The organism is Streptomyces sp. NPDC007945, from assembly GCF_042958885.1.
Taxonomy (GTDB): domain Bacteria; phylum Actinomycetota; class Actinomycetes; order Streptomycetales; family Streptomycetaceae; genus Streptomyces.
Genome location: NZ_JBIBJV010000003.1, coordinates 508,268 through 519,735, shown reverse-complemented (window position 1 = coordinate 519,735; position 11,468 = coordinate 508,268). Strand labels below are relative to the sequence as shown.

At 73.4% G+C, this 11,468-nt stretch carries 10 protein-coding genes; 6 read left to right on the top strand and 4 right to left on the bottom strand.

The features are described 5' to 3' along the window. Window positions 1-159 precede the first annotated feature (159 nt). Window positions 160-1,017 (top strand): helix-turn-helix domain-containing protein, encoded by an 858-nt coding sequence (locus tag ACFZCF_RS13220; protein ID WP_391286577.1) that lies wholly within the window; start codon window positions 160-162, stop codon window positions 1,015-1,017. A 110-nt stretch (window positions 1,018-1,127) separates the two neighbouring features. Beyond that, window positions 1,128-2,000: a helix-turn-helix domain-containing protein gene (locus tag ACFZCF_RS13215; RefSeq protein WP_388443051.1), complete on the top strand. Its 873-nt coding sequence runs from the start codon at window positions 1,128-1,130 to the stop codon at window positions 1,998-2,000. 62 nt (window positions 2,001-2,062) lie between these two features. Here ACFZCF_RS13215 and ACFZCF_RS13210 read toward each other — a convergent pair whose 3' ends face one another. Further along, the gene (locus ACFZCF_RS13210) at window positions 2,063-3,427 is read right to left on the bottom strand and encodes an aspartate aminotransferase family protein (RefSeq protein WP_388443048.1); all 1,365 of its coding nucleotides are present in this window, start codon (window positions 3,425-3,427) and stop codon (window positions 2,063-2,065) included. Between the two features lie 165 nt (window positions 3,428-3,592). Here ACFZCF_RS13210 and ACFZCF_RS13205 point away from each other — a divergent pair, with 165 nt between their 5' ends. Continuing rightward, entirely contained in the window at window positions 3,593-4,186 is a 594-nt protein-coding gene (locus ACFZCF_RS13205; RefSeq protein WP_391286576.1) for a DJ-1/PfpI family protein, read from the top strand. Then, a complete protein-coding gene (locus tag ACFZCF_RS13200; protein ID WP_388443042.1) occupies window positions 4,183-4,650 on the top strand; it encodes a MarR family winged helix-turn-helix transcriptional regulator in 468 nt (155 codons plus the stop codon). The genes ACFZCF_RS13205 and ACFZCF_RS13200 overlap by 4 nt, the downstream gene beginning before the upstream one ends. Window positions 4,651-4,852: 202 nt before the next feature. Here the strand turns inward: ACFZCF_RS13200 and ACFZCF_RS13195 are convergent, their stop codons facing one another. Both ACFZCF_RS13195 and ACFZCF_RS13190 read right to left on the bottom strand, forming a co-directional pair. Continuing rightward, entirely contained in the window at window positions 4,853-5,737 is an 885-nt protein-coding gene (locus ACFZCF_RS13195; protein WP_388443039.1) for a glycoside hydrolase family 19 protein, read from the bottom strand. A 142-nt stretch (window positions 5,738-5,879) separates the two neighbouring features. Continuing rightward, window positions 5,880-6,821: an NADP-dependent oxidoreductase gene (locus tag ACFZCF_RS13190; protein WP_388443036.1), complete on the bottom strand. Its 942-nt coding sequence runs from the start codon at window positions 6,819-6,821 to the stop codon at window positions 5,880-5,882. 247 nt (window positions 6,822-7,068) lie between these two features. On the opposite strand from ACFZCF_RS13190, the gene ACFZCF_RS13185 reads away from it, so the two are divergent. Together ACFZCF_RS13185 and ACFZCF_RS13180 are read left to right on the top strand one after the other, a co-directional pair. Continuing rightward, window positions 7,069-9,021: a protein kinase gene (locus ACFZCF_RS13185; RefSeq protein WP_391286575.1), complete on the top strand. Its 1,953-nt coding sequence runs from the start codon at window positions 7,069-7,071 to the stop codon at window positions 9,019-9,021. A gap of 116 nt (window positions 9,022-9,137) precedes the next feature. After that, a complete protein-coding gene (locus ACFZCF_RS13180; RefSeq protein ID WP_391286574.1) occupies window positions 9,138-9,968 on the top strand; it encodes an oxidoreductase in 831 nt (276 codons plus the stop codon). Window positions 9,969-10,047: 79 nt separating this feature from the next. On the opposite strand, the gene ACFZCF_RS13175 is transcribed toward ACFZCF_RS13180, so the two are convergent. Then, window positions 10,048-11,331 carry an adenylosuccinate synthase gene (locus tag ACFZCF_RS13175; protein WP_388443027.1) on the bottom strand — a complete coding sequence of 428 codons (1,284 nt, stop codon included), beginning with the start codon at window positions 11,329-11,331 and terminating at the stop codon, window positions 10,048-10,050. Window positions 11,332-11,468 lie beyond the last annotated feature (137 nt).

Here is an 11,468-nt window from a genome sequence, read left to right as displayed (position 1 = left end):
GAATATGCCACCGCGCACGAACCCGTCCGGCGCCCCGTCGGACCACCCGCGCTTACCGCCCTTCGGATCAAGAACCACGGGGGATTTCTCCCCCACATGGATTTCGCGCACCGCCCGGCCCCTCCCGACACGCGTCGACGGCTGAGGAGGCGGTCATCCATGAAGAAGGCGACGGGGGAATTGGAGCTCGGGCGCTTCCTGCAGATCAGGCGCGGCCGACTAAGTCCCGAGGACGTCGGGCTGACCGGTGACGTGGGGAAGCGCCGCCGGGTGTCGGGACTGCGGCGGGAAGAAGTGGCGCAACTCGCCCGGGTGAGCGTCAACTACTACACCCGTCTCGAACAGGGACAGAACGGCACCGCCTCTCCCGAGGTTCTGGACGCCCTGGCCACCGCGCTGCGGCTGAGCCCGGACGAGCGGGCCCATCTGCACGACCTCGCCGCCCGCTCGGGCCCGGCGCCGAGGAACCCGCAGCCGCTGACCGAGAACGCCCGGCCGGCCGTGGCCCGCATGATCGCGGCCTACGAGAACGGGCCCGCCGTCCTGCTCGGCCGCCGGGTCGACATCCTGGCGTGGAACCGTCTCGCCCGGATCCTCTTCTCCGGCCACATCGACCTCGGCCCGGCCACCCGCGAGGGAGGCCTGCCCAACCTGGCCGAACTGGTGTTCCTACAACCGGGCTCCCGCGCGCTCTACCCGCATTGGATGGACGAGGCCCACGAATTGGCGGGATATCTTCGGGTCATGGCGGGCCGATATCCGGGGGACCCGCAGCTTTCCGCACTCATTCACCGCCTCAACGACAAGAGTCCGGAGTTCGCCGAGATCTGGTCCGGACATGTCGTCTGGGACAAGACCCACGGCACCCGGTCCGTGCATCACCCCAAGGTGGGGCGGCTGACGCTGTCATTCGAGACGCTCCGGCTTCCGGACGCCGCTGACCAGTGCATCGTCCTCTACCGGGCCGAATCCGGATCTTCCTCGGAAGCGGCGCTCGCCTCACTCCTCAAGGAATGAACCGACGGCCGCGCATGGCCGGATTAAGGAATGATCAATAGGGGCAGGCTGGGGACTGGCGGGGCATTCCATTCCCGTGGAACCGTGTTTCCATGAATGATGCAGCCCGCTTGGGCGATTTCCTCCGGTCCCAGCGCTGTCTCGTCACGCCCGAGGAGGTCGGCCTGCCTCCCGGCACGTCCCAGCGCCGCGTCCCCGGCCTGAGGCGGGAAGAGGTGGCGCTGCTGGGCGGGATCAGTCACGACTACTACGCGCGCATCGAACAAGGACGGGTGCGGCGGGTCTCGCCCGCGGTCCTGGACGCCATCGCCCGCGCCCTCCTCCTCGACAACACCCAGCGGGCGCACCTCTACTGGCTCGCGAACCAGGCCGCGGGCCAGGACGGGGCCGACGCCGTGCGGCGGGTCGCCTCGTCGATGCCGTCGCTGCCCGCGGTGGTGCTCAACCACCGCCACGACGTGGTGGACTGGAACCCGCTCGGGAGCGCGCTGCTCGCCTGGCACCTGCGCGGCACGGCGCCCCAGCCGGGCCCCGCCGCGTACCTCGTCGTCCGGCCCAACCTGGCCCGGATGGTCTTCCTCGACCCCCGCACCCGCGCCCTCTTCGGGGGGCGGGAGCGGCCGGCGGCGGGGGTGGCCGCCTCGCTGCGGGGGGCGGCCGAGCGGTACCCGACGGACCGCCAGCTGACCGGCCTGATCGCGGAACTGACCGAGAACAGCACCGAGTTCACCGACCTGTGGTGGCGGGCCTCGGCCGCGGCGGCGGGCGCCGGGCCCCAGGACACCTGCGGCCCGGTGACCTTCGACCACCCCGTGGCGGGACGCATGGAGCTGTCCGTCGTCACCCTGGAACACCGTTCGGGCTCCGGCGAGCGGGCCGTGGTGTTCAGCGCCGAGGCGGGCTCCCCGTCCGAACAGGCCCTGGCCCGGCTGCTGTCCCTGCTGCCCGGCCCGACGCGGTGCGGCGCGCCGGAGAGCGGCTAGACCTACCGCCCTGAGGCCACCGGGCCCACCGGGGACCGGCGGGCCCCGGTGGGCCGGGTGGTTCAGACCGTGTGCTCGTCGGCGACCGTGAGGGCCGCGTCGAGGGCCGCCAGGCCCTCCTTCACCTCGTCGTCGGAGACGTTGCAGGCGGGGACGGCGTGGGTGCGGTTCATGTTGACGAAGGGCCACAGGCCGTTCTTCTTCGCCGCGGCGCCGAAGGCCGCCATCGGCGCGTTGGCCTCGCCGGCCGCGTTGTAGGGGACGAGCGGCTCGCGCGTCTCCTTGTTCTTGACCAGGTCGAGCGCCCAGAAGACGCCCATGCCGCGGACCTCGCCGACCGACGGGTGGCGCTCGGCGAGCGCGCGCAGGCCGGGGCCGAGGACCTGCTCGCCGATGCGGGCGGCGTTCTCGACGACCTTCTCGTCCTCCATCACGTGCAGGGTGGCGACGGCGGCGGCGCAGGCCAGCGGGTGGCCGGAGTAGGTGAGGCCGCCCGGGTAGGGGCGGGTCTCGAAGGTCGCGGCGATCTCCTCGCTGATGGCGACGCCGCCGAGCGGCACGTAGCCGGAGTTGACGCCCTTGGCGAAGGTCAGCAGGTCGGGGACGACGTCGAAGTGGTCGGCGGCGAACCACGCGCCGGTGCGGCCGAAGCCGGCCATGACCTCGTCGAGGACGAAGACGATGCCGTACCTGTCGCAGATCTCGCGGACGCCGGCGAGGTAGCCGGGCGGCGGGGTCATGATGCCGGCGGTGCCGGGGACGGTCTCCAGGATGATCGCGGCGATGGTGCCGGGCCCCTCGAAGGCGATGGTGTCCTCCAGGTGCGCGAGGGCCCGCTCGCACTCCTGCTGCTCGGTCTCCGCGTAGAACGGCGAGCGGTAGAGGAAGGGCGCCCAGAAGCGCACGACGCCCGCGGAGCCGGTGTCGGAGGCCCAGCGGCGGGGGTCGCCGGTGAGGTTGATCGCGGTGGAGGTGGCGCCGTGGTACGAGCGGAAGGCGGAGAGCACCTTGTGGCGGCCGGTGTGCAGCCGGGCCATCCGGACGGCGTTCTCGACGGCCTCGGCGCCGCCGTTGGTGAAGAAGATCTTGTTCAGGTCGCCGGGGGTGCGCTGGGCGATGAGGCGCGCGGCCTCCGAGCGGACGTCGACGGCGAAGGCGGGCGCGAAGGTCGCGAGCTTCCCGGCCTGCTCCTGGATGGCGGCGACCACCTTGGGGTGCTGGTAGCCGATGTTGGTGTAGACGAGGCCGCTGGTGAAGTCGAGGTAGCGGTTGCCGTCGTAGTCCCAGAAGTACGAACCCTCCGCGCCGGCCACGGCGAGCGGGTCGATCAGGCCCTGGGCGGACCAGGAGTGGAAGACGTGCGCGCGGTCCGCGGCCTTGACGGCGGCACCGGCCTGGGGATCGGGTTCGATGACATGAGGGGTCATGCACCCGAGGGTAAGGAACCGCAGGTGGGGCGGCCATGACCATCTTGTCCACCGAGAACGCGCCGGACGCGACACTGTGCTTCGCCGGGGGTCCCGCCACGGATTCCGTCGTGGACCCCGCCCTCCCCCATTGACAGCAGGCTGACATGAAGACAGCATGCTGTCATGACCTCCAGGACCGTTCACCTCGCCGTGTACGACACCCTCGCCGACTGGGAGACGGGGCACGCCACCGCGTGGCTCGCCCGGGACGGCTTCACCGTCCGGACCGTGGGATTCCGGGCCGGGGAGCCCGTCACCACGCTCGCGGGGGTGCGGATCGTGCCTGATCTCGGGCTGGACGGGCTGCGGCCGGAGGAGAGCGCGCTGCTCATCCTCCCCGGGGCCGAGAAGTACGACGAGGGCGACGAGCTCGCGCCGTTCGCCGCCAAGGCACGGGCCTTCCTCGACGCGGGGGTGCCGGTGGCCGCCATCTGCGGGGCCACCGCCGGGCTCGCCAGGGAGGGGCTGCTCGACGACCGGGCGCACACGAGCGCCGCCCCCTTCTACCTCGCCGCCACCGGGTACGCGGGCGGGGAGCGGTACGTCGAGGCGGACGCGGTCACCGACGGGGACCTCGTCACCGCCGGGCCGACCGAGCCGGTCGCCTTCGCCCGTGAGATCTTCGCCCGTCTCGGCGCGTACGAGGGGAAGCGGGACGCCTGGTACCGGCTCTTCCACCACTCCGACCCGGCCGCCTTCGCCGAGCTGAACGCGTGAGCGGCCGCGACCGGCAGGACGCCCTGAGCCGCACCGCCCTCGGGGTCTTCCGGCTCAACGGGCAGTTCCTCGCCGTCTCGGAGAAGCTGGCCGAGCCCGCCGGGCTGACCGCCGCCTGGTGGCAGGTGCTCGGCGCGGTCCTCCCCGAGCCGCTGCCGGTGTCCGGCGTCGCCCGGGTCATGGGCATCACCCGGCAGAGCGTGCAGCGGATCGCCGACCTACTGGTTCGCGACGGTCTGGCCGCCTACGCCCCCAACCCGGCGCACCGCCGCGCCAAGCTCCTCGCCCCCACCGAGGCCGGCCGCGCGGCGCTCGCCCGCATCGACCCGGGCCACGCGGAGCTGGCCGCCCGGCTGACCGCCGAACTCGGCGGCCCGGCCGCCTTCGAGGAGACGGTGCGGGTCCTGGAACGCCTCTCGGCGGCACTGGAGGCGGTGGAGGCGGCGGCCGCGCGCGAGGGGTAGCGCTCCGGCCCCGTGGGGCGCCTGTGCCGCGCGCCGGGGGGTCCTGTCGGCCGGGCTGGGGCTGCTGCCGCCGAAGGCGCTGGAGTTCCCGGTGGCGGGGTTCGGCGGGCTGGGGGCGTTCGCCGCCGGCTTCACGCCCGCGCTCGCCCTGATCCGGGTGGTCAGGGCGAGCCGGTCGACGGACCGCTTCCAGGGCGGGGGGCTAGCAGTACAGGTTCGCGCCCGCCGGGACGCCGAGGATCTGGGTGAACTGCTGGTACTTGGTGACGCGGCTCTGGACCTGGGCGGGGTTGCCGCCGTTGCACTCCAGGCTGCCGTTGATGGCCCAGATGGTCTGGCCGAAGCCGGCGCCGTTGACCATGGCGTTGTGGGCGGTCATGGTGCCGGGGCCGTTCTGGGTGTTCCAGTACCAGAGGCCGGTCATCATGGCGACGTCCGGCTCGCGCTCGACGCGCCAGGGGTTGTTGAGGAGGTCGATGCCGAGGGCGTCGCCGGCGGCCTTGTAGTTGAAGTTCCAGGAGAGCTGGATCGGGCCGCGGCCGTAGTAGGCGGCCTGCCCGGCCGGGCAGCCGTAGGGCTGCTTCGCGTCGCAGTAGTGCGGGTAGTTGGCGGTGTTCTGCTCGACGATGTGGACGAGGCCGCCGGTCTCGTGGGAGACGTTGGCGAGGAAGGCCGCGGCCTCCTGCTTCTTCACGGTGTCGCTGCCGGTGCCGGCGAAGGCCGGGTACTTCTTGGTGGCGGCGACCAGACCGGCGTACGTGTAGAAGGGGTTCCGGTTCGGGAACATCTGGTTGAACTGGGCCTCGGTGACCACGAATCCGGACGGGTCCGGGGTTCCGCCGCCGCCACCCGTGCCGCAGACGCCCTCGTCGCGCCAGACGTCGGTGGAGCCGGGACGCTCGTTCTGCGTCCACCACTTCGCGTACCAGTTGTGGCCGTTGTACGAGGCGGTCATGCCGCCGGTGTAGACCTGGCCCGAGCTCCAGGCGGTGACGCAGGCGGGTGCCGCGCCGGCGGTGGTGGGGAGCAGGATCGCGAGCCCGAGCGCCGTACACAGGGCGGCGAGCAGGGCGAGGAGACGTCGCATGCGCTGTCGTCCTTCCGGTGGGGGAAGGCCAGCGAAGCGGCACTGGTCTGTACCTGTCAAGGTCTAGACCAGGATTCGCCCCCTGGGACCGGGTCACCAGGGGGCGCGCGGAAGGGATCCGACGGGGCGTCGGCCCGTCGGCTCAGATCATCAGGACGATGCGGCCCGGACGATGGCCCGCCTCCGCCCGGCGGTGGGCCTCCGCCGCGGACTCCAGCGGCAGCACGTCGGCCACCCGGGTCGCGAGGCCGCCCGTGCCGACCAGTTCGAGCAGCTCCTTCAGGAGCGCCGCGTCGGGGCGCCCGATCACCGCGTCCACCCGGATGTCCCGTTCGGCGACCGGGACCCGCTCGCCGGAGGCGGAGACGAAGACCCCGCCGTCCTTGACGGCGGCCAGCAGCGGATCGGCGACCAGCGCCGCGTCGAAGACCCCGTCCACCCGGTCCGGCGCGGAGCCGAGCACCCCGGTGAGCACCTCCGCCGGCGCACCGCGCGGCACCACCGCGTCCGCTCCGAGGAGCCGCAGCTCGTGCGCGTCGTCGCCGTGGCCGAGGGCGATCACCCGGTGGCCCGCCCGCGCCGCCAGCTGCACCGCGAACCGGCCCACCACCCCGCTCGCCCCGGTGACAAGGACCGTCGAACCCTCCGGCAGCGCCATCAGGTCCAGCGCCTGCGCGGCGGTCACCGCGGAGAGCGGCAGGGAGGCGGCCGCCGTGAAGTCCACCTCGTCCGGGACGGGGGCCAGCCACTCCGGCTCCACCAGGATGGTCTCCGCGTACGTCCCCGCGCCGGTCCCCTCCTCCACCCAGGGCACGAAACCGGCCACCCGGGTGCCCTCGGGGAGGCCAGGGGCCGGGTCGACCAGGGTGCCCGCGAAGTCGTAGCCGAGCACGAAGGGCGGGGCGAGCGCGCCGAGCGCGGCGGCGTAGCGGCCGGAGCGGATCTTGAGGTCCGCCTGGTTGACCCCGGCGGCCCTGAGCCGTACCCGGACCCGCCCCGGGGCGTCCGCGGGGTCCGGCTCCGGGCGGCGCACCGACCTGAGGACCTCGGGTCCGCCGTAGGCGGTCACTTCGACGACACGCATGGGGTGTTCCTCCTCCGGAAGGCCCCCTCACGGCCATTACATCCACGCCCCGACGACCCGGGCAACCCCGGCCGGGCCACCCGGACGACCCCGCCCCGGGGCCTCCGTGGGAACCCGCCGCGCGCCACCCCGGAGGGGCCGCGGATCCGCGGCGGGGGGTGACCGCCTCGGGGCCGGTGGGTCGACATCCGACCGTGACCGCGACCGCGCCACGGGCCGTCCGCCGCGTCTGGCATCCTCTTGCCACGTGGAGCCATTGAACGCGGAAGACCCGGTCGCCATCGGCCCGTTCCGACTCGTCGGCCGTCTCGGGGTCGGCGGCATGGGCCGGGTGTTCCTCGCGCGTTCGGCCGGCGGGCGGACCGTCGCCGTGAAGGTGGTGCACGCCGAGCTCGCCGCCCAGGAGGAGTTCCGGCGCCGCTTCGCCCGCGAGGTCGAGGCGCTGAGGCGGGTCGGCGGCGCCGGCACCGCGCCCGTCCTCGGCTCCGACACCGCCGCCGCCTCCCCGTGGGTGGCCATCGGGTACGTGGCCGGGCCCTCGCTGCGGGCCGTCGTCGGCGACGAGTACGGGCCGCTGCCGTCCGCCACCGTCCGCTCCCTCGGCGCAGGGCTGGGCCGGGCCCTCGACCACATCCACCGGGCCGGGCTCGTCCACCGCGACCTCAAGCCCTCGAACGTGCTGCTGACCGTCGACGGCCCCCGGATCATCGACTTCGGCATCGCCCGGGCGGTCGACACCGTCACCGACGGCGGCCTCACCAGCACCGGCGCCGTCGTCGGCTCCCCCGGCTTCATGTCGCCCGAGCAGGTGCGCGGCGAGAAGCTGGGCCCGGCCTCCGACGTCTTCTGCCTCGGCTCGGTCCTCGCCTACGCGGCGACCGGCCGCTCCCCCTTCGGCACCTCCGACAGCGGCGTCCACGCGCTGATGTTCCGGATCGCCCACGACGACCCCGACCTGACGGACGTGGCGCCCGAGCTGACCGGGCTGATCCGGGCCTGCCTCGCCAAGGACCCGGCGCGGCGGCCGACGGCGGCCGAGATCGCCGAGACCCTGCCGGTCGCCGACCCCTGGCTGCCCGCCGACGTCCTGGCCCGTCTCGGCCGGCACGCGGCCCGGCTCCTGGAGGCGGAGAGCGCCGAGGGCGCGGAGAGCCCGGCCGGCTCCGAGCGGCCCGCCGGGGCGGAGCGGACGCCGGAGCGCACGGCGGGCGGCGCGGCGGTCGGCGCCCCGACACCCGCGCCCGGTCCCGGTACCGACCCGGGGGCGGATCCGGAGCCGGAGCCGGTGCGGCCCCGGGCCCGCTCCCGGCGCCGCGTCCTGGCCGCCGCCCTCGCCACCGCCGCCGTCGCCGCGACGGCGGGCGTCGGCTACGCGCTGTGGCCACTCGGAGGCCCCGGCGCCACCACTCCCGACGGCAAGGGCACCACCGGGTCCTCCTCGTCCTCCGCCGGCTCGGCGCGGCCCGCCGGGGCCGTGCCCGCCGCCTTCCTCGGAGCCTGGGAGGGCGTCCTGCGGGGCACCGAGGAGAGCCCGCGCGAGACCGTCCGGATCGAGCTCGTGCAGGGCGCCGTCGGCACCAAGACCGCCGTCTACACCCACGTCGGCGACGGGCGGCTGTGCATGGGCCGCTCGCGGCTCGTCTCCGCCGACGAGGACAAGGTCGTCCTGGGCGAGTCCGACGTCACCACCAGCGTGCCCGCCGGACGGTGCATGGCGGCCGCCCACCAGACCCTCGCCCTGCGCTCCCCCGAGGTCCTGGAGTGGACCTCCGGCGCCGCGAAAACCACCTTCCGCAGGGCCCGCACCGGCGGGGCGATCCTGCCCGCGGCGTACCTGGGCCGGTGGAAGATGAAGCCGCTGGTCGAGGGCCCGGAGGCGGACCGCTACACCGACGAGGTGACGGTCACCCAGGGCGCGGTCGGCGCCGCCGTCCTCCGCTCACTGAGCGTCTACCCGCGCACGGACGAGGAGGGCAACACCCTGTCGGACGCCGTCAACTGCAGCTGGACGGCCATCCTGGCGAGCACCACGCCCCCGTACGTCCTCGGCCCCATGGCCCCGGAGCCCGGCGCCGACCCGGAGTGCGTCCGCGACGACCCCGGCAGCTACCTGGTGCTGACGACGTACAAGGGCGAGGAGCGCCTCCAGGTCTACCCGATGTACGACACCGAGCCGGGCGAGTACCACCGCCCGGACTGAGCCGCGCCGACCGCTCCCTGGCTCATTCTCGCCCCCGACAACTCCCGTACAGGGCAAGCTGGTTGGGTCTCCGGCAGCGGCCGGACGACGCCCTTCGGCTACAGGGGGAAGTACGGATGAGCAGGATCTGGCTGATCACCGGCGCGAACAGCGGCTTCGGCCGCGCGTTCACCGAGGCGGCGGTCGCCGCCGGCGACGTGGTGGTCGCGGCGGCCCGCCGCACGGAGACCTTGGACGACCTCGTCGCCGCCCACCCGGGCCGGGTCGACCCGGTCGCCCTGGACGTCACCGACGGCGCGGCGGTCGAGCGGGTCGTGGCGGGGATCGTGGAGCGGCACGGCCGGGTGGACGTGCTGGTGAACAACGCGGGCCGCACCCACGTGGGCTCGGTGGAGGAGACCGGCGACGAGGAGCTCCGCTCCCTCTTCGACGTCCACGTCTTCGGCCCGGCCGCCCTCGTCCGCGCGGTCCTGCCGCACATGCGGGCCCGCCGCAGCGGCGCCATCGTGCAGCTCAGCAGCGTGGGCGGGCAGATGTCACTGCCCGGATTCGGCGCGTACAGCGCGACGAAGTTCGCCCTGGAGGGCATGTCGGAGGCGCTGGCCGCGGAGGTCCGCCCGCTCGGCATCGACGTCCTGATCGTCGAGCCCGGCGCCTTCCGCACCCGGCTCTTCGTGAACGGCAGCCTCAGCGGCGACACCATCGCCGACTACGCCGACACCGTCGGCGCCACCCGCGCCTACGTGGAGTCCGGTGACGGCACCCAGCCCGGCGACCCGGCCAAGGCCGCCGCGGCCGTCCTCGCGGCGCTCGCCGCCGAGGAGACCCCGCTGCGGCTCGCCCTCGGCGACGACGCCATCGACGCGGTCCACGCCCACCTGGACCAGGTCCGCGCCGACCTGACCGCCTGGGACAAGGTCGGCCGGGACACCCGGCTGGACGGCTGAGGGCTCCGCGGCCGACCCGGCCGCGGACACGGCGAAGGGCCCGCGCCCCGGGGAGGCGCGGGCCCTTCGCACGGACCGCCTACAGGAAGGAGTTGATCTCGATGGTCTCGGTGCGGCCGGGGCCGACGCCGATGGCGGAGATCGGGGCGCCGGACATCTCCTCCAGCGCCTTCACGTAGTTCTGCGCGTTCTTCGGGAGGTCCGCGAAGGTCTTGGCCTTCGTGATGTCCTCCGACCAGCCGGGCAGGGTCTCGTAGATCGGCTTCGCGTGGTGGAAGTCGGTCTGGGAGTACGGGAGCTCCTCGACGCGCTTGCCGTCGATCTCGTACGCGACGCAGACGGGGATCTCCTCCCAGCCGGTCAGCACGTCCAGCTTGGTGAGGAAGAAGTCGGTCAGGCCGTTGACGCGGGTGGCGTAGCGGGCGATGACCGCGTCGAACCAGCCGCAGCGGCGGTCGCGGCCGGTGGTGACGCCCCGCTCGCCGCCGATGCGGCGCAGCGCCTCGCCGTCCTCGTCGAAGAGCTCGGTCGGGAACGGGCCGGCGCCGACGCGGGTCGTGTACGCCTTGAGGATGCCGATGACCCGGTTGATCTTCGTCGGGCCGACGCCCGCGCCGGTGCAGGCACCGCCGGCGGTCGGGTTCGAGGAGGTGACGAAGGGGTACGTGCCGTGGTCCACGTCCAGGAGGGTGCCCTGGCCGCCCTCGAAGAGGACGACCTTGCCCTCGTCGATGGCGTCGTTGAGGATCAGCGTGGTGTCGGCGACGTACGGGCGGATCTGGTCCGCGTACTGGAGCATCTCCTCGACGATCCGGCCCGACTCGATCGCGCGGCGGTTGAAGACCTTGGCGAGGAGCTGGTTCTTCTGCTCCAGGGCCGCCTCGACCTTCTGCTCCAGGATCGACTCGTCGTACAGGTCCTGGACCCGGATGCCGACGCGGTTGATCTTGTCGGCGTAGGTGGGGCCGATGCCGCGCCCGGTCGTGCCGATCTTGCGCTTGCCGAGGAACCGTTCCGTCACCTTGTCGAGGGTGACGTTGTACGGGGTGATCAGGTGGGCGTTGCCGCTGATCAGGAGCTTCGACGTGTCGACGCCGCGCTCGTTCAGTCCGCTCAGCTCGGAGAGCAGGACCGCCGGATCGACGACGACACCGTTTCCGATCACCGGGGTGCACCCCGGGGAGAGGATTCCGGAAGGGAGGAGGTGGAGCGCGTACTTCTGGTCGCCCACGACGACCGTGTGGCCGGCATTGTTGCCGCCCTGGTAACGCACCACGTAGTCCACGGATCCACCGAGCAGGTCGGTGGCCTTTCCCTTGCCCTCGTCACCCCACTGAGCACCGAGCAGCACAAGTGCGGGCACAGGCGTACACCCCTTCCGGGCGGGGCATGTCCAAGGTCAGGGGCGTACGCCGCCTCACCGGTGGTGCCCCGGAATAGACGAAGCCCCTGGCGCAATAGCGCAAGGGGCTCTTGCACAAAGATGCTACCCGAGGAAGG